Source organism: Pseudomonas sp. CCI4.2 (genome assembly GCF_034350045.1).
Lineage (GTDB): Bacteria > Pseudomonadota > Gammaproteobacteria > Pseudomonadales > Pseudomonadaceae > Aquipseudomonas.
This window is the reverse complement of record NZ_CP133781.1, coordinates 4408098-4426468: the sequence shown is the minus strand read 5'-3', so window position 1 is coordinate 4426468 and position 18371 is coordinate 4408098. Positions and strand designations below refer to the sequence as shown.

Genomic DNA, 18371 nt, shown 5'->3' with positions numbered 1-18371 from the left:
GGTTGATTCCTTGCTGGCTAGCAACTTGATGTTGAAGGCCCTTGAAAGACCGCTTCCATCTTCCCGGCGCTTAGTATTTCGGCGAAGGCTGCAGGTTCAATCGCGCGGCTGAAGAAATAGCCTTGGCCTTCTTCGCATTGATGCTCCCGGAGAAAGTCCAGTTGTGCCTGGGTCTCGATGCCTTCGGCAATAATATTCAGCTTCAAACTTTCACCCAGGCTGATGATCGCGTCGACCAACGCCTCGTCATTACTGTCGGTTCCCAGCGCACGGATAAACGACTGATCGATTTTTAAGACGTCGATGGGGAATCGGCGCAGATAGCTCAGGCTGGAATAGCCGGTGCCAAAATCATCGATGGCCAGATGAATGCCCATTTCCTTGATGGCCAACAGCACCAAGACGGTTGAGTCGGCATTTTGCATCAGCACCCCTTCGGTTATCTCCAACTCTAACTGGTCAGGGCTCAACCCGGTTTCATCCAGAACCGTGCGGATACTTTCGAGAAAACCTTTCTGACGGAACTCCGTGGCAGAGATGTTTACGGACACACGAATGGCCGGCAATCCGGCGGCTTCCCAGGCGCAGGCTTGGCGGCACGCCTCACGCAACACCCATTTACTGAGCGGTACGATCAAACCGCTGTCTTCGGCCACTGGAATGAAATCGGACGGAAACACCCAGCCGTGGTCGGGTTTGAACCAACGAATCAACGCTTCGGCACCAACTATCTTTCCGGTTTTCAAATTGAGTTTGGGTTGGTAATGCAGCACGAACTCATCCCGCTCCAGTGCAAGTCGAATGCCCGACTCGATGGATTGATGTGCCCGCGCGCGTTCATTGAGGTTGTCGGCAAAAAAACAGAAGTTATCCGGACCCATAAGTTTGACGTTGCGCATGGCGTTTTCAGCTTTTTTGATCAGCTCGACGGGCTCCACGCCATCGTCCGGGAAAATGCTGATACCCAGACTCGCGGTCACGGTGAGGTCATGTCCGGCGATGTAATGCGGCACTCGTAGCGCCGCTAATATTTTTTCCGCGATGCCCGTGGTTTGATGCGGGTGGTGGATGTCGGCCAATAGCAGCACGAACTCGTCGGAGCCATAACGAAAGACCGCGTCGGATTGGCGCACTGTACTGACCAGGCAATGGGCAACCTGTTTGAGCATTTCATCGCCGGTAGGGTAGCCGAGGGCGTTATTGATTCGCTCGAAGCGATCCAGACCAATGAAAAATACGGCCAATTGCAAATTGTGACGTTTGGATAAGGCCAGGGCCAATGCAAGTTGGCCCGTCAGCAGGGTGCTGTTTGGCAGCTCGGTCAGCACGTCGTATTGGAAAAGGTGTGAAACTTTCAGCGCCTCTTGTACCCGTTCGGCGATGGTTTGTTCCAACCCAAGCATTTTCGCGGCAACTTCCTGCGCTAACTGCCATTTGACGGTCAGCGCACTGGCCATTTGGCGGATGGCCAGGGTGTCGAAGGGTTTTTTCAGGATCAGCAATTGATCGCCAAATTCGAGACGCTCTGTCATAGCTTCCAATGAGTGATCAGAAAAGGCGGTACACAACGCGACTTGCAACTTCGGATCGGCGTTCCATAGACGCTCGATGGTTTCCAGGCCATCCCAGCCAGGGGGCATGCGCATGTCGATAAAGGCCAGGGAATACGGACGGCCCTCAGTCAAACCGCGTTCGACCATGGCCAACGCTTCTTCGCCCTGATAGGCCGAATCCAGCTCAAAGAGTTTACGGGGGGGGGCACGGTACCAAACAGTGCGGCCTCGGCGGAGGCCAGAGACAGTTCACTGTCCAGTTCGGGACAGAGAATTTTGCGGAAGTCCTGATGTATCGATGGGCTGTCATCGATGATCAAAATGCGCCGGTTATAGGCGATAGGAGCAGTCTTCATCGCGGACTCCAGGAGACGAAGCGATAAATCGAAAATGCGTCATCCATCGTCGAAACATGAACCGGTGCCTATGCGCTGAGGGGTAAATTCAAGCGCACGGGCAAGTCAATATTTAAAAGAGAAATGACATACGGATACCCCTTGCTGCGGCCTCGACGACGGCGACATGCAGGTCAAACTGCTAAGCGAGCATCGCGGTGGTCGAAGTGCTTCGCCGGAAACTTTACACGACAGGATAACGGCCAGTTGTGCCTGCCGCTGCCGTTTACAAAGTAGGAGGGTACAGGGGTTAGAGCCACTGCGCGCGTTGAGTTCCCATAATGAGTGAAAGAATGCGTTATTTTGTACCTTGCTGTAGGTACTTATGCTCACTTGTTCTGATGTGTATTGTTTTTATAGCGGAGATCAGTGATGGCACCGGTACTTAAATTACTTTTTTAAAAACAACATGCGCGGTGGCTCGTGCATGAGAAAGTCTCGGTGCGAAATGTTCCAAGCGTAGGCCCCAGCCAATGGGAATACTAGAAGATCGTCGACGGCTAATTCAGCTACTGGTTGCTGTTTTGCCAGGACATCCTTTGGTGTACAGAGTTGGCCAACTAAGGTCACCGACTCATTGATTACCTGTGGTGGCTGCGGGCCACGCAGTATGACGACCGGGTGGTCGTGGCCTTGGGCAGCGGGTGTCCGAAAGTGGTGGGTGCCGCCCCGGCCAATCGCGAAGTAGTGACCATGGTTACGTTTAATGTCTAGCACTTGCATCAGGTAATAGCCGCACGCGGCGCTTATAAATCGCCCTATTTCAAAACGTATTTGCGTAGTGTCCATGTTTTCTTCGACGATTAGTGTATCAAGGCCTTTACAGAATAAGGGCCAATCGAAAGACCGCTGCGGATCTTGATAATTGATGCCCATTCCACCCCCGACATTAATGAGTGGCAGAGAAAACCGTTGGTCGGTACAGAGTTGGCGGAAGGTTTTGAAATAGCTGCGGATCAATCGTAAGTGGGCATTTACATCAAGTTGATGAGACAGAAGATGGAAATGTAGACCCCGCAACTCCAACCATGGCTCGTTACGCAATAGAACCAGTGCCTCTTGCAGCGCTGCTTCATCCAGGCCAAACGGCGTCGGTTTGCCGCCCATCACCAGCCGACTCTCAGGGGCTTCAACCAGCGTCAGATTCAACCGCAGCAGTACCGGTGCTTTTCGACCGCGACGGGCCGCGATTCTCGCCAGGCTGCGCAACTCGTTCAGGCTTTCGACATGGAACGCCGATATCTGATAGTCCATGGCCATTTCCAGTTCGCTATCGAGCTTGCCAGGGCCTCCGAAAATCAGCGGCTGCCCCGGGCACTGCTCGTGCAGCCAACGAAGTTCCCCACCAGACGCGGCCTCGAAACCGTCTACCAGTGGCGCTAGCGTGCGCAGAATGGGCGCCTCCGGGTTAGCTTTGGCCGCATAGAACAGTTCGCAGTTGGCGGGCAATGTTTTGCGCATCTGTTGAACGTGTTGTTCAAGGGCCACTAAGTCGTAGACGTAAGCACATAGCGGTGACTGCTGTTGCTCTCGTAGTTGGCGGATGGCAGTGGTGACACGCACGGGCAGGGTCATGCAATGACCTTCGTTGTGATACTGACCAGCGGATTGGGTAACGCGGTATAACCAGCCTCTCGGTCAGCGCGCATCATTAGGCGGGTCATGAAGTTTTCCTTGCTGGGCAGCGGCGCTCCTGCGCATAAGTCACGCAGTTGCGAAGGGTTATCGAGCAGTGCCTGTTGCGTTTCCAAGAGCGTGCCGATGAGTGACCACAGACGGCTTTCCACTACCGAATCGGCACAGGCCAGGTGGAAGATAGCCTCGCCCAAATTGTTCACCAGCGCGCAATAAGCCACCCGCTGCCACGCCTTGTCCTGGTCGTAGTAAAGGGAGGCGCGAGTGCGCTCGTTTAGCTCGCCGAGACGTTCAGCGGGCCAATGGCTCGCAACGAGTTTGGTGCCCTCCAGGTCACGAATCCAGACGCGGCAAGGCAGGCCGTCGTTGTCGAAACCAATGACTGTATTTTGCAAGTGCGGCTCCAGCACCACACCCTGACGAAATAAACACTGCATGACGCCGCCGAGCAGTTGCCGAGCGTAACCATCCAGCCAGCGCAGCGTGGCTTCGGCCTGGTTGATACCGAGTTGTTTGGAACACTGTTCAACCAGGCGTTGGCAAACACTGCGACCTTGTAAATCCCAGGTGAACAGCGCCATGGCGACTTGTGGTTGGTAGCGTGTGCGGGTGGCTTCATCAAGGTTTTGACGGTAAAGAATGCCGAAGCATTCAGTCACTTCCCGGGCCTGCTCAAGCGTGCCAAATGCGCTGAGGTCAAGGGTAGTGGCGGCGGGTTCTGGCATCAGCAAAAAATCGGGCATTGTAGTGGCGAGTTCGGCCATGACCGGGGCAAGTAGTCGAGTCAAGGCCACCGCGCTGTCCAGCTCGTACCATGCGTTTTTACGCACGCAATTGGTCAGGCGCACATGCATCGAAAACTTGAGGAAATACGCCAGGTCCGGATGGTAAAGAGTGCGCACCGAGGACGTTGGGTACAACGCTATCCCTTGCGGCCCGAGGTATTCCAGCAGCCCTTTTTGTTGCGCACGTTTGACCAGCGGATCGGCGAGGATGCGTTCGACTTCCCAAGGATGGCACGGGTAAAGATCGGCTCGCCCGCCATTCAGGTGTTGCAGGGTGGCGCGTGGGTCGTCGCCTTGATGCTGGATCAGCGCCGGGTCAACACGAAACCAGTGCAGTTCGAAGCATGCGCCCACTTCCGGTGAGCACGCCAACAGGGCTGCTTGCGAAATACCTTCGCGGCTCTTCGGGGTAGGGTGAAGGGCGTGGCCCCATATCTGGTGTTGTTCGGAGTTCAACAGACTGTCTTTCGGTCTCGGCGAGTAATGCGTGGCGTGCCGAAGGAAGGTGCGGGTGATTTGCAGGCTGTTATCGACCTGCTGCAGCATTTCACCCACCCGTTCTGGCTTGCTTAAGGGCACGCACAGTAGCCGGGCCAATTCAGTGGCGGTCAGGGGATGCCAGCTTTGAGCACTGCCCTTAAAGTAGGGGGCGCTGACAAAGTGGCAGCGGCCCAATGCACTGGCGCGGTCGACCCGTACCGCGAGGCGACCGCTGGGCAAGCGGATGCTGATGCATTGGCCATTATGCTGTCGCAGGCTCATCGGCAGGTCTTGAGTGCGGTCATCAAGGCTCGCTTCGTTACGTGGCAAGGCGTATTCGCGCAGGTAACAGTTGAGTAGGCATTCAATGGCATGGCGTTCAGCCTCACCATCGAGTGCGTGTTCATGCAATGAAGCATTCGTCAGAGCAAGGGTCATGCTGGAATCTCCCGCGAGGTCATAAGTAGGGGGCGGGCCACAGCCATTGCAGCGACCGCGGCCAGACAAGCAACGAGGAAGGGTGATGCGATGCCGCAGGTCTGGCTGACCCATCCGGCGGTGACACCTGCGGCGGTGCCGGCCCATTTTCCGCTGGCGTCAAACCAGCCGAACAGACGGCCGGCGCTGCCTTGGCGACTGCGCAGGCTCAAGCAGCGATGCAAACCGACGAAGCTCAACAGCATGCCGACGCCGCTGAGTAGCCGCAGGGCGAACAACGGTTCAGCCTGAGTGCTCCAGAATTGCAGGGCATTGCTGACAGCAAGCAAGCCCAGCCCAGGCAGCAGCAGGTTGGCGGTATGCCGCTGGACCCACGGCAGGGCAAACAGATAAACCAGATGCGGCAGGCTGTAGAGCAAACCGATCACCGCATCGTTGCCAATGCCCAATGCTTCGCCGTATGGGACGAAATAGGGAAACGTCACCACCATGGCGAAACTGAAAAGGAACTGCACCGTTAGCAGGCGCGGCAGGTCGGTTGGCAATTGACTCAGAGAATCTGCAGCGTTCGCTGCACGCACTGTTTGGCGCGGGGTATCGGCCGGCAGAGGCAAGATCATCACAAACGCCAACAGCGGTAGCCAAACCAAATACCGGTATAACTCCAAGCCCAATCCTTGGGTCGTCAACAGGCCTAATAGAATAGGGCCGCTGATCATCGCCAAACGGGCCGAGTACTGCGTCCAGTTGAGGGCACGCGACAGGTCGCCGTCTTTAAACTGGGTCGACAGATACGCATTCGAGGCGGCCATCGCCCCGCCAAAGGTGCCTTGAATCATCAGTGCCAGCACGAACATGGGCAGGTTGGTGCTGAACCCCGCTAATAAAAAGCCTGCAAACAAACCGGCATGGGCCCGCAGCAGCGACAGCCGGCAACCACGTCGATCTGCCCATCGCCCCCAAAGCGGCGCGGCCAACGCCGTACACAAGGTGGGAAGTACAAACAGCACGCCAATGCTCCACCCCGGCGTGTTAGGCGCCAGATCGGCAAGGATACGAGGTAAGTACAGGGGAATGCCAAGGGCGGTAAACGCCGACAGGTAATGGCCGAGCAGGACACTGGCGATCAATCTGCGGCGCATGAACTTCCCTCCAGTAAGAAGTTTGCTGCGCTATAACCGTAAAACTTGTTGATGTCTTGGGCGCCGGAGTGAGTTTTGCTAAACAAACTGCCAGCACTCAGCAGGTATTTCACCGGCAGCGTAGGGCTGTCCAGCAAGCAGCGTCGAGCCTGCGAGCAATCGGTACCTTCATCTTCCAGCTGTTCAAGGCAGCCCAGCAGGCGCAGGCGTAAGGTTGTGTAGAGCGCTTCGCGTGGTGCCAGGCCTGCGCCAATGATCGCTTCGAGCACGGCAACAATGTTCAACTGCAACGTGATGGTGCAGAACATCTCGGCCAGCGCCTGCGGATCGTTGACACAAATGCGCTCGTCGAGCAATTGCAAAGGGCGTTGCGCAAGATCCGGGCACGCGGCTGCAAAGCGTTCGGGCCAGAGGCGAGCGGCGTCGTTGTCTTTCATTAGCAGGCGTAGCGGGCGTCCGGCTTCGAAAATCAGTACCGCATTTTGTTGATTGGCCTCCAGGGCAATCCCGTAACCCTGCCATAGGCGCAAGTGCACCTGTAACAGCAGGTCGAGATAGTCGTCGAGCCAATGCTGCATTGAACCTGCGTAGAAGTGTTCAATCAGCGGCTCAACAAACAGTCGGCCGTCTGCCAGTGGACTCGCCAATGCGGCGACCGGCACCAAGGTAGTCGTCCCCAGTTGTGCGGGGTAGTGACGGGCGATGTACGCCAGATGATGGCTTTCGTCGGCATGGCCGCCATGTTCTTCGTCGACGTGCAAGTAGCGTTTGCCCAGTTGTGGATCCCGCTGCGCCAATGCCTGCAGGGTGATCTGGAACCAATAACCGTCGTACAACGTGCTGGGCTTGATCAAGCGCAGATTGCGCGCACCCAGTGTGGTGACCAATAACGGTAACTTGAGATGCCAGTGGGGGTGCTCGACGCACATCACGGTGCGTACCGACAGCGTGGGCTCGACCTCCATGGCGCTGAGCGGTGCCTTTATCGTGCCCTCGGGAAGCCCGTACTGTTCCAGCGCGTGCCACGTCAGCGGATGCACCGGCATCAAGTGGTGACTTACGTTAAGACTTTGCTTGAGGCCCAGTTCGACAAAACTGGGCCAGTGCGTGGGCGGTGGGCTGCTGGTCGTCATGGCCGTTTTAGGCACCGCTAGCCAGTTCAGCGAGAAACGCGGTGCAAATTCCGGCGCATAGCGTTCAAGTGCTGCGCGGTCAAAGCCACTCTTTGCCCGTGCGGTGGGATAAAAGGGGTGGTCCAGGTAGCTCGCCAACTGATCGATCCCGATCAACCGTTGTGCCCAGGAGGGATGGTCAAGAATGGCGCCCAGCGCGGGGGCATGTTCTTGATAAGCGACTTGGCACAGGCGGCGATGCTGCACGGCGCAATCCGCTTCTTCTTTATAGGCTGCAAACAACTCAAGGCTGTCAGCGTCCAGCCCGTTGCCCAAGTGCTCGAGCCAGCGTCGATAGCCGTGCTCGATAAACGTCTGCCCGTCCTGCCGGCAAATCCATGCAGGGCTGGAGGTGCTCCAGGCTTGTAAAGGCGCGAAGGGGTGAACCGGTAGCCACAATTGCGCAGCGCTCAAATGCCTGATACGCAGCCAGTGCTCACTGATTGTCTCGGGCCATATTGGGCGCAATTCGCCAGGCAAGGTCTGCACCTGACCTTGGCTCAGTAGCCCGCGAATGTCTTCCCTCAGGCAGCAATCAATGATGCGCTGACTGATGGCTGCTTGATCGGCGTCGAGGGGCAAGGTGCTCATGCCATCACCCAGCGCAGGTCATCCAGCGCGGCGGCGAAGCGGGCATCGAGGCTGGTAGCGTCAGGCGAAATCATGCGCAAAACACCCAGATAATCCTTATTTGAATGGCTGAGCTGAATCTCGTCGCCCACTTCTCGCAAGGCCCGGTAATCGCGCCAGTGGCTGTCTTGCAGATCACTGAAGCTGGCGGGTGCCTGCTGCAGGCGCCCGGGTGTGTCGGCGACCACATAGTGAACAAGCGCTTGGGCGTGAACCGGCTCGGCATCGAGCAGTTTCTCGCCGAGGTGAATACCAAGAATGCGGTCGAACCAACCTTGTGGCAGCAAGCGGTCGAGAAGGAATTCGCGGCCATCTCCGATGCTGCGGTAATTGATTTCTACCAGCATGGGTCCGTCGGCAGTGAGGATGAATTCACTGTGGCATACGCCAAATTGGATGCCGAAGGCAGATACCTGCGCCAGCGCATTGGCTCGATGAGCTTTGCTCAGTGGACCATTCCAGCGTGCGGATAACTCGACAAAATGCGGTGGAGGCGAGAGGGTGACATCAAAACCGCCAATGGCCTGAAAACGCCGCTGATCACCGAGGGTTTCGAGGGTGAACAGCGGGCCTTCCATGTAGGCCTCCAGCAACAATGCCCGACCGGGTTGTTGCTCCCAGAACCGGTTGCAGTAATCCGAAAGCTCATGGGCGCTGTTGCATAAGCGCACGTCCAGGCTGGCCACTCCCTGAGTGGGTTTTACTACCAGCGGAAAGGGCGCGTCGGTGGGCACGGCACTGCCTGCCGTCAGCACCTGAAACCAAGGGCCGGGTAAGCCTAGGTCAAGCATTCGTTCACGCATGACGGCTTTGTTTTTTGCCGAATAACAAAGCCGCCAGTCTTTACCTGGCACCTTAAGGGCCTCGGCTACCAAGGCGGTGGCGGTCTGCAAATGATCGCTGTTGGAAAATACGGCCACCGGGCGTAGGCCGTGCGCGTTGATCAGCTCGATCACCGCCAACGGATTAAACACGTCGCATTCGAGGATTTGCAGATCGTGCGCTGGCGTGTCGCACGCGGCCAGCACCCGCCTATGCTCTTGGGCATGATCGCTGATCAACACCACCGGTAAGCCGCGTGCGCGGGCGGCAGTCAAGAAACCTTCGGTGATCGCGGCATGAGGCACATGGCTGAGAATGACGAGTGGAGATTGCATGATCGTAAGATTCCTGGGGGCAGCAGTCGCCCGTCCCAGGGGATTGGGCGACTGGTTTACAGGGGCGCTACTGCGCGGTTAGAAGCGGTAATTGGCGCCAAGGGTGAGGGCGCGCTCCGGGGCTGGCTGTCGACCCCACGGGCTGGTGTCGATGCCGCGGAAGTAGTACTCGCGGTTGAACAGGTTGCTGATGCCGGCTGATGCGGTCAGTACGCTTTTGTCATCCAGCTTGAATTCGCGTTCCAGTGCGGTGTTGAAGACCACATAGGACGGAAGTCTACCGACCGAGGCGGACGCATTTTCTGCGACGCTGTTGGCGGCGTCGGTGAAGGCACTGCTGACATAGAGGCCGTCCAGGCTGTAGGTCCAATGCTCGGCGAAGCGGTACCGCGCTTCGGCATTGAATTGATTTTTCGAGGCAAACGGTACTTCGTTGCCTTTGTTGTCGCCCGTGCGCTGCTTGGCGTCCAAGTACGCATAGCTCGCATGCAGGTCCAGGTTGGGCGTCACGCTTGGGGTCCAGAACAACTCCGTTTCAATCCCTTGGTGACGGGTGCTGCCGAGGTTCACGTAGCGATCGGTGGTGGCGTTGTATTCGATCTGGTCATCGAAATCGATACGGTACAGGCCCACATCAACCCGCAGTCCTTTCCATGGGGTGTAGCGCACGCCGGTCTCGTAGTTCCAGGCAATCTCCGCACCCACGGCCCCTTCTTTGACAATCTGGGTGACTTGCGGCGGACGCAGTGACCGCTGGGCGTTGGCGTACACGTACCAATCGTCGGTCGCCTGAAAACCCACCGTCAGCCCTGGTAACCATTCTTCGGCCAGGTTGCTATGGGTGAATCCGGTCACGCTGTCGCTGTAGTCCATCCGCGCATTTTCGTAGCGAATCCCGGGTGTAATGGTCAGGCGACGATCAAACAGGCTAATGGCGTTACTCAGGTAGGCGGCTTTGGCTTCGTCGTTGAATTTCCAATCGCGGAACACGCTGGTCACGCCCGTATTGAGGGCCTGACGGTCTACCCGATAGTCGATATCTTCACTGACATAACGTGCGCCCAACAACCAGGTTTGACCAACCGTATCGCCGTCGATAGTCATGCTCAAGCGCGGTTCACTGCCCCAGACCTTGAAGTCACGCGGGCCATCTTGCTTGGTCACCGCCGTGCCATCCGGGGTGAACGGCAAGCCGACAACAAAATTGCGGTAACTGTTGTGGGCAAAGTTGGTCCAGCTGAACTGCACGGAATCGAATGGGCCCATCGCGCCCAGTTGCTGAGTGTAAGTCCCCCAGACCCGGTCGGTGTCGCCTTCGAAACGGTCCAGCGGTCGAGTCGATTGACGCGAATCGTCTTTGTAGTCCTTGACGCTCAAGGCGCCGGCAAGGTCCATGTCAGCTTTGTAGTGTTGAACACCGAAACTGAAGTCGTGATCGTCATCGATGTTCCACTGCCCGCGCAGTCGATAGTTCTGAATGTCGGTGTCTGAATGTTCGCGGCCGTACTCGCCGTTAATGGTGTTGAGGTCCAGTTGCAGACCAAAGTTATCGGTCAGATAACCGCCGGTGCCCAAGTAGGTATCGAACAGTTGATGCCCACCCGCTGAAAACGTGGTGCGCTCGGAGATCGTGGTTTGCATCTCGCGGGGAATCGGCGCGCTGATGAAGTTGATCACCCCACCGCCGTTGTTCGGACCGTATTGCACGGCCGCTCCACCGCGCACGATATCTACCCTGTCGATGGTTGCCAGGGTCATGGGAAACAGCGACAACCCGGTCTGACCATAGGGCGCCAAGGCCAATGGGATGCCGTCGGACAGGGCTTGAATACGTCCACTGCGGCTTTCGTACAAACCACGAACGGAAATCTGCGGCAGCGCCCCGGTGCCGGTTTCATCGAAAATCTTGATGCCCGGCACCCGCTGCAAGGCATCGTCGATACCGCGCACGCTGCCTTTTCTCAAATCGGCGGCGTCAATCACACTTCGGCTGCCAGAGTAGGTGCGCACCTCAGGGTCGCTGGCGGTGCCAAGTACATCACCTTTGATGGTAATGGGGGCCAGGGAAATCTCAGCATTTTGCTCATCCGCCAGAGCTATTTGGCAGACGCTCAAGGAAATCAGGCTGAAGGGAAACGCAAACAGACAGTTTGTTGTTTTCATCGGGACTTGGTTCTGGCTCAGTTAGAGGATTGAAGACTGCTCAGACGCGCTTTCAGGGCGTTATGCAGCAAGCCGCGGTCTTCGCCGGCGAGAAAGCTGCGGATACCCCGGTTACACCAAAAGGCGTGCTGTTCGGGCGTGCGCGGGTTTGCGCAAAAGGGGACTTCGGCGACGGCGCAGGCATCGGCCATCGCCTGGAGTGCCAGCCAAACATCCGGGTGCAAAGGCTCCGGGCCTACCTGCATGTCGAGGGCTAGATCAAGTGCGCCTTCCAGCACCATGCCGACGCCAGGCAGTGCCAGAATTTCAGGCAGTGCCCGCAGCCCGGCAACTGATTCAATCATGGGTACGATGGGGCTTTGCTGGTTGGCCAGGTCAACGTAATCCGGTAACGGCATGCGCCCGAAACCGGTGATCCGCCCACCGCTGATACCGCGTTTGCCCCGTGGTGGGAAATACGCAGCATCGAGGGCACGGGCCACGTCGTCTGCACTTTCAACCCGAGGCAGCACAATGGCTTCAACGCCCGCATCCAGCGCACGGCCTATCAGTTTGGTGTCGATGTCCGGAATGCGCAGCCAAGCCGAGATGCCCGCGGCTTCACAGGCTCGCAAACAATGCATCAGATCTTCTTCGCTGCGTAGCAGGTGTTCCATGTCGAGAATGACGAAGTGATAGCCGGCAAAAGCGATCATTTCGCACAGGAGGGGAGAGGGTACGGAATTTAGTAATCCGTAGATGTTTTCGCCGTGTTTTAGACGGGAAAAAACAGGTGACGTCCTAATCACTGATCTCGTTCCATGAACCTTGATGTGACGCTAATGGTAATCGTTATCATTCGTTTGTAAAGTTTTTATTTTACTTTACTCGTTATTAACCCCTTGTTTAGAGCGTTTGACCCCGGTGTAGCGGGAGCAAACTACTCTAACGAACGGAAGTTTTATTTGTAACCGAGGTGTTTTTTAAGGCGAAATTTTCCTTTTCCCAATTGATCAAGTAGCCCAATTACAACCCATCTCCCAGCAGTTCCAAATACACTGGACTGTCGGAAAGGGTGTTATGGCCGCTGTCCGGGATAACGGTCATCGTTGCGACGCCGGGCTTGAAGTGAGCCAAAAGTGCTTCAGTGCTTGACCGGGGAATAACGTGATCATCCTGCGCCGCAATAAACAACGTTGGGACGCTGATCAGCGGAGCGTAGCGCCATGACTCGAAGGTGTCTCGAAGCAGCCATTTGACGGGGAACAGCGGCATTCTCTTGATCGCGATGTGCAGCAGGCTGTTGTAGGGCGTGATCAATATCAGCCGCGCGGCGGGTCGTTCGCTGGCCACGTGAATCGCCACCCCGGTGCCCAAACTCCTACCCACCACCGTGACATGGGTGTGTTCCTTATATGCGGTATCAAACAACGCTTCAGCGTCCGCAATAATGGTCGATTCGGATGGCGAACCGGTGCTGCCGCCAAAGCTTCGATAGTGCATCAGATACAGCGCTTGATCGGGGAATGCCTGTGAAAACGGCAGCAAGTTCAGCGAAACATCCTCGGCGTTTCCACCGAAATAAATCATTGCGTTGGGACCCGTGTGAGGTCGGATAGAGACCTTTATAGTCGCGTCGGGCCTCGGCAACTCCATGACCGTAGCGATCCCGCCCATGGCGCGCGGTTGTGGGAAATAAATCAGCGACCGCTGAAACACCAACAATAGGCCACAGGCCAACAGGTAGAGGACGGCGACTACCACGACCAACAGGACTAAGGTGCGCAACGTTCGAATGATCATGGGCATACGCGGCAAACCTTCTTATGACATAAGTGCCTTGAGGGTAGTCGAGTGAAGAGGTCGTAGCTGAGTGGATTCACGCCATTGGTTTGTCGTCATCCTGAAGGGCGTGGACCCACCGAAAATAAGCCGCTCACTGTATAAAAAATACGTTAGCGTTGCGTTTTGTCGGTTCGTCGCTGGTCACGCCAGCCCTTTTCAGGAGGCAATGAATGACCGCTATAAATGCAAAAGAAGCCGTTGGCGAGCGCTACGATATTGAGTCCATGAAGCACGCACAGCAAATGACTTGGCGGGCAATCGAGCAAATGGGCCTGTCGATCAAACCCGGTATGCGCGAATCCGAAGCACGGGAGTTGAGCAAAAAAATTCTCGCCGACCTGGACACCCAACGCATCTGGCACCCGCTGCTGATTCGTTTTGGTGCCAACACCTTGAAGACATTCAAGCAGCCGTCCGAAGGTGATCCGGTATTGGGCGAAGACGACATTTTTTTTGTCGACATGGGCGCGGTCTGGCAAGGGCATGAAGGCGATGCCGGCGACACCTTTACCACCGGCAGCGACCCTGAAATGGCAGCCTGTGCCGCCGCCGCAAAAGACTTGTTCACGCGTGTCGAACACTACTGGACAACTCACCAAACGGCGGGCCGGAAGCTCTACACATTCGCCCAGGAACAGGCGACCGAGATGGGGTGGGTGTTGAATCTGGACATCAAGGGGCATCGCGTCAGTGACTTCCCCCACGCCATTTATCGGGGCGGGAACCTGGGTGATTTTGAGACCACTCCCGGCGCCGGGTTGTGGATTCTGGAAATCCAGATCGCCCATCCGAGCAAACCCTACGGCGCCTTTTTCGAAGACTTGTTGGTATAGCGCAGCGCATTAGGTCAATGCCGCACTATGGTTCGATTCACCCACTGTTAATTCGCAGGATTTACGATCATGAAAGTCAGCGCACGTAACGTATTCAAAGGAACCGTCAGCCAGGTACAGGAAGGTGCCGTGAATGCCGAGGTGGTGTTGGCGCTGCCGGGTGGCAACCAACTGGTGGCCGTGGTCACCATGGAAAGTCTGAAAAGTCTGGGCATCGCTGTCGGCAAAGAGGCGGTGGCGCTGATCAAAGCGCCGTGGGTGATGTTGATGACTGAATCCAGCGACATTCGCCTGTCAGCCCGTAACTGCCTGGAAGGCACAGTCACTAGCGTCACTGACGGCGCGGTGAACGCCGAAGTGGTGATTAAACTGGACGGCGGCAGCGAAGTCTTCTCCATCGTCACCCGCCAAGCGGTGGTCGATCTCGGTCTGGTCCCAGGCGTCAGCGCCACCGCCGTGATCAAAGCTTCCCACATCATTTTGGGTGTGCCAGCTTAAGGCTCTCCGGGGAACCCAAACCTATAGGCGGCCAATAGCGCCACAACGATAAGTAAGGCCCAACGACGCCGAGTCATGGGTAAGGCGTCCAAGGTTTGGCAACGCTCAGGATAATTTTATAGCGCTCTTCTTCCGGGTGTTTGCGGTCCTTAAAGCGATGCATTATGAGCATGGCCTGATACTTGTCGCCCGCATACCAATCAGTCGTGCCTCCCTTGTCGCGCAACTGAGCACGCCATTGCGGCGTATCAGCGAAGGGCGGAAATTTTTTTTATCCAGCCAACCACCCCGACGCCATTGTTCTTGTAGATCCAGAACAACCTTCAGGGCGTCTTCGAGTAACAAGGGCTCGATCTGCGGAGAAATGCGAATGTCCTCAATGATGTTGCCTCTGAATCCCATAGTGAAGTGGGTGCCAATGGGGGTGATAAACCCATATTGCGGGTCGACGAACCGTAATCGTGCGTTGGACTTTGCCCCGCCCCACGATATGCCCCCGTCTGGGTAAGGTGGACTAAAGCGGGCTGATGACTGTTGTCGCATGTGCTCGTAAGTTCCACCGATCTCAACGACGATCTCCCGTTCGTACCACGACCGCGCAACATCGGCACCCCATACCGTTAGCAGTGCCAAGCAGAACCAATATCGCCGCTTCATCGGACACCCGCCCCGTTGGCGATATCTTTTATTGACTGCTCCAACAATGCACGATTTTCGTCGCCCAGCATCTCGTTGAAACGCGCTGCTGCTTGCATCACGAAGGCTATGCGCTGCTCGTAATCTGACAAGTCTGCAAACGGGTTGCTGCTGAATTCGAGGGTGCGCCCATCCCCAACGGGCTGGCATTGGCTCGCTAAGGTCAACTCAATCGCTTGAGCCACACCCGATGGAAAACCGGTGACATAGGAGACATGGTTACCGCGAAGTAGCAGTTTAAGTTGTGGGTCTTGGTAGATGGTCGGTTGCAGGATATTGAGTTGCTCATGTTTCGCCAATTGCCTCACGCTCTCGGCAATATCTCCCCCCTCTATCGCCTCGAAGGCCTGCAGGATTTCTGGATACCGTACACCAAACTCGAGCTTTTCCTTCTCCACCGGCCACAACACCGGAAACTTCGGATGACCGGAAATACCCGCCCGCTTTTCAAGACAAGTTTTTAACTCTTCAATCCCACGCTTTTTGTAAAACGCATGCAACGGGAAGATATCCAGAAACAACGTGGTGTTGCCCAGCGCCATCATTTCGTAGACGTGCTGGAACTGTTGCTGCATCAAGGATGAGGGTTCCGGGCCCAAAGCAAGGTCGCTTAGAGGAACGGGATTATTGCTGCGGGCGGCTCGGTAATCGTCCAGCGCCTGCTGATCCGTATCATTGAAGATATGAGCCCCGAGGAAGCCGGGATTCGATGCCGCATTGGAGTCGATCAAGCGCTGCCTGGCGTCGCGCTCAGCCTGGATAACCTCAGTCATACTCGCGGCATGCAACAACCCGCAACCGACTTGCTTGGAGGCAAAGGCTGCCAGCCCGGCCCACTGAAAGCGGTTGTCGTGCAGCCACAACCGGGCATAGGCGGCGTTGATTACGCGGTTGCGTTCGATGGGGTCGGCGATCAGGACGCCGCCGGGGGCGACGATTTCTTCGGCTTCGCGCTGGAAGACTCGCCAGATTCCCGAGCAAGTCAAAAACGGCACGTCAACAACGTCCTGCATGACCCCGTACAACTCGATCCTGTGCGTCTCGCACTCTTCGATCGGTTTGGTGGGTTGGTTCAACAGCTGCGTGTCGCATTCGTGGTCTTTGAAACACTGGGTCATGGCGCTGGCTCCTGGCTAGAATTTCGCCACCCTACCAGCCACAAAACCGAAGTAAAATATCGCCGAAAAAATGGAGAGACGCCCTACAAGCCAAGCTGTACAACCTTACAAGAACCTCGGAAAAAGCTTACAACTCTCACCCCCGCTAACACCGAAATCCCCTGCTGGTGAATGACCCGATCTGTAGGAGCCAACGTGTTGGCGAGAGCTTTACTCGGCGTACAGGTTACGCCGCTCCGCCAACCAGTTGGCTCCCATGGTTGTCGGTAAGCATCTCCCACCTGTCCGCCTTATTTCAAATTCAATGAATCTTTGCAGCGGCCATGGCTCCGTTGTATATGCGCAGGCCAAACACGGTCTGACTGGAGGCGCCGAAAAGGCCCCCGTCTTTTGCTTGGAGTGGCCATGAATACCTTTCGAATCCCTGCCTTGCACGCTGTTTCCGCCGTATACCCGGCCCACGGCGAAGAAGATACAAAACGGCTGTACGACGCACTGATGCAGACGCCGAGTGCGGAGGCAATCAGCGACGCCCGGGAGTTTTTGCACCAGCAGTTGGCGGCGGTAGGTGAGCAGCCTTGTGACCTTCCTGATAGCCCATCGGCATTGGAAGCCTGGATTGAAACCAACGCCGCTCAGGTGGGTGAGCAGTACGCGGAGTACTTGAAAACACGACGAAATGGTGGCAGTCGTCGCTACTTCACCAACAGGGCGCATGCGCTGTATTTCCTGCAATGCGTTGCACCGAGCAAAGCGGTGGACGGCGCTTGGTTGTACGGGGTATTGCGGCATTGGGACGACTACCGTTTTGACGGGCTGGTGCGTACCTACCTCGAAGAGTTGGGCGACGGTGATCCTGCGCAGAATCATGTGGTTATCTACCGCAAATTGCTCGCCGAACAGGGCTGCGAAGCTTCAATCGAAATGCACGACCAGCTCTATCTTCAGGGCGCCTTGCAACTTGCGCTGGGCTATAACGTTCGGCACTTTTTGCCGGAAGTGATCGGCTTTAATCTTGGCTACGAACAGCTGCCTTTGCACCTGCTGATTACCGCTTATGAACTCAGCGAATTGGGCATCGATCCTTATTACTTCACGCTGCACGTGACCATTGACAACGCCAGTTCCGGACATGCGCGCAGGGCGGCGCACTCGGTATCGCAGTTAATGCCGGTCGACAGTAACCCCTCTGATTTTTACCAACGGATTGCGTTGGGCTATCGGCTTAACAACCTGGGTGTGAATACGACCGCAGTGATTGCGTCCTTCGACCTCGAACATGAAGTGATTCAGATGCTGGAGCGCAAGCGCGGCTTTGGTCAGCAGATGCATTCCGACTACTGCAAGTTCGAAGGTCGGACGGTTAACCAATGGTTGCAGTTGTCAGGAAAAATCCCGGAATTCCTGGCTGCGCTAGAAAACAAAGGCTGGATCAAGCGCCATCAAGACCCGCAACTCAGCCGCTTTTGGCAACTGATCGACGGCCCTGGCGCGTCCATGTTTGGGGTGTTCAGCCCCTATGAAAAACAATTGCTGCGAGATTGGATTTCAGGCGATTGGCGCCCAGAACAGGCTCAATTCCAACCCCGTGCGCGCCCTGTAAATACCGCCAATGTGCGGTCTCGTTTTACTCCCAGCGAACCATCACCCGAGCGTGAATCACTGGTCAGCCTGCCGGCCAAGACAGTCGACATCGACATGGACCGCCTTCGCACCGAACTGCAAACCATGAGTCAGCAGCATCAGATTTTGTACCTCATCGAACGCATGTCACCGGGTCGGCATTCGACCCCTGCTGGACTGTTAGCGACTCGGCTGTTTTCTGAATTTATCGGGCAATAGGGTTTAAAAG

General features: G+C 56.4%; 12 protein-coding genes and 1 pseudogene. 3 read left to right on the top strand and 10 right to left on the bottom strand.

Annotated features, from left to right (window positions below; all coding sequences use genetic code 11):
* Positions 1-17: 17 nt before the first annotated feature.
* From RHM65_RS20020 to RHM65_RS19980, 9 genes and pseudogenes are all read right to left on the bottom strand, one after another.
* A pseudogene (locus RHM65_RS20020) lies at positions 18-1909 on the bottom strand (putative bifunctional diguanylate cyclase/phosphodiesterase).
* Between the two features lie 429 nt (positions 1910-2338).
* Positions 2339-3523: a type III PLP-dependent enzyme gene (locus tag RHM65_RS20015; RefSeq protein WP_322169781.1), complete on the bottom strand. Its 1185-nt coding sequence runs from the start codon at positions 3521-3523 to the stop codon at positions 2339-2341.
* Positions 3520-5286 carry an IucA/IucC family protein gene (locus RHM65_RS20010; protein WP_322169783.1) on the bottom strand — a complete coding sequence of 589 codons (1767 nt, stop codon included), beginning with the start codon at positions 5284-5286 and terminating at the stop codon, positions 3520-3522. The genes RHM65_RS20015 and RHM65_RS20010 overlap by 4 nt, the downstream gene beginning before the upstream one ends.
* Positions 5283-6428, bottom strand: coding sequence for an MFS transporter (locus tag RHM65_RS20005; RefSeq protein WP_322169785.1), 1146 nt, complete (start codon positions 6426-6428; stop codon positions 5283-5285). Before RHM65_RS20005 ends, RHM65_RS20010 begins: the two co-directional genes overlap by 4 nt.
* Entirely contained in the window at positions 6413-8191 is a 1779-nt protein-coding gene (locus RHM65_RS20000; protein WP_322183932.1) for an IucA/IucC family protein, read from the bottom strand. The genes RHM65_RS20005 and RHM65_RS20000 overlap by 16 nt, the downstream gene beginning before the upstream one ends.
* A complete protein-coding gene (locus RHM65_RS19995) occupies positions 8188-9387 on the bottom strand; it encodes a siderophore biosynthesis protein PvsA (RefSeq protein ID WP_322169789.1) in 1200 nt (399 codons plus the stop codon). Before RHM65_RS19995 ends, RHM65_RS20000 begins: the two co-directional genes overlap by 4 nt.
* 78 nt (positions 9388-9465) lie before the next feature.
* A complete protein-coding gene (locus RHM65_RS19990) occupies positions 9466-11550 on the bottom strand; it encodes a TonB-dependent siderophore receptor (protein ID WP_322183930.1) in 2085 nt (694 codons plus the stop codon).
* Positions 11551-11567: 17 nt separating this feature from the next.
* Positions 11568-12338, bottom strand: a complete 771-nt coding sequence (locus RHM65_RS19985; protein WP_322169793.1) for an HpcH/HpaI aldolase family protein — start codon at positions 12336-12338, stop codon at positions 11568-11570.
* A gap of 217 nt (positions 12339-12555) precedes the next feature.
* On the bottom strand, positions 12556-13338 hold the full coding sequence (locus RHM65_RS19980; RefSeq protein ID WP_322169796.1) for a hypothetical protein: 783 nt from the start codon (positions 13336-13338) through the stop codon (positions 12556-12558).
* 206 nt (positions 13339-13544) lie between these two features.
* Here RHM65_RS19980 and RHM65_RS19975 point away from each other — a divergent pair, with 206 nt between their 5' ends.
* Together RHM65_RS19975 and RHM65_RS19970 are read left to right on the top strand one after the other, a co-directional pair.
* Positions 13545-14207 (top strand): M24 family metallopeptidase, encoded by a 663-nt coding sequence (locus RHM65_RS19975; RefSeq protein ID WP_322169801.1) that lies wholly within the window; start codon positions 13545-13547, stop codon positions 14205-14207.
* Positions 14208-14276: 69 nt separating this feature from the next.
* Positions 14277-14705 (top strand): TOBE domain-containing protein, encoded by a 429-nt coding sequence (locus RHM65_RS19970; RefSeq protein ID WP_322169804.1) that lies wholly within the window; start codon positions 14277-14279, stop codon positions 14703-14705.
* A 653-nt stretch (positions 14706-15358) separates the two neighbouring features.
* On the opposite strand, the gene RHM65_RS19965 is transcribed toward RHM65_RS19970, so the two are convergent.
* Positions 15359-16519: a DUF2515 family protein gene (locus RHM65_RS19965; protein WP_322169810.1), complete on the bottom strand. Its 1161-nt coding sequence runs from the start codon at positions 16517-16519 to the stop codon at positions 15359-15361.
* 405 nt (positions 16520-16924) lie between these two features.
* Between RHM65_RS19965 and RHM65_RS19960 the strand changes: the two genes are divergently transcribed.
* A complete protein-coding gene (locus RHM65_RS19960; RefSeq protein ID WP_416194771.1) occupies positions 16925-18361 on the top strand; it encodes an iron-containing redox enzyme family protein in 1437 nt (478 codons plus the stop codon).
* The last annotated feature ends 10 nt before the right edge of the window (positions 18362-18371 follow it).

Coding starts and splice junctions, on each gene's coding strand:
- RHM65_RS19960 (WP_416194771.1), top strand. CDS start 16,925: ATGAATACCTTTCGAATCCCTGCCTTGCACGCTGTTTCCGCCGTATAC.
- RHM65_RS20010 (WP_322169783.1), bottom strand. CDS start 5,286: ATGACCCTTGCTCTGACGAATGCTTCATTGCATGAACACGCACTCGAT.
- RHM65_RS19990 (WP_322183930.1), bottom strand. CDS start 11,550: ATGAAAACAACAAACTGTCTGTTTGCGTTTCCCTTCAGCCTGATTTCC.
- RHM65_RS19970 (WP_322169804.1), top strand. CDS start 14,277: ATGAAAGTCAGCGCACGTAACGTATTCAAAGGAACCGTCAGCCAGGTA.
- RHM65_RS20005 (WP_322169785.1), bottom strand. CDS start 6,428: ATGCGCCGCAGATTGATCGCCAGTGTCCTGCTCGGCCATTACCTGTCG.
- RHM65_RS20000 (WP_322183932.1), bottom strand. CDS start 8,191: ATGAGCACCTTGCCCCTCGACGCCGATCAAGCAGCCATCAGTCAGCGC.
- RHM65_RS19965 (WP_322169810.1), bottom strand. CDS start 16,519: ATGACCCAGTGTTTCAAAGACCACGAATGCGACACGCAGCTGTTGAAC.
- RHM65_RS19980 (WP_322169796.1), bottom strand. CDS start 13,338: ATGCCCATGATCATTCGAACGTTGCGCACCTTAGTCCTGTTGGTCGTG.
- RHM65_RS19975 (WP_322169801.1), top strand. CDS start 13,545: ATGACCGCTATAAATGCAAAAGAAGCCGTTGGCGAGCGCTACGATATT.
- RHM65_RS19995 (WP_322169789.1), bottom strand. CDS start 9,387: ATGCAATCTCCACTCGTCATTCTCAGCCATGTGCCTCATGCCGCGATC.
- RHM65_RS20015 (WP_322169781.1), bottom strand. CDS start 3,523: ATGACCCTGCCCGTGCGTGTCACCACTGCCATCCGCCAACTACGAGAG.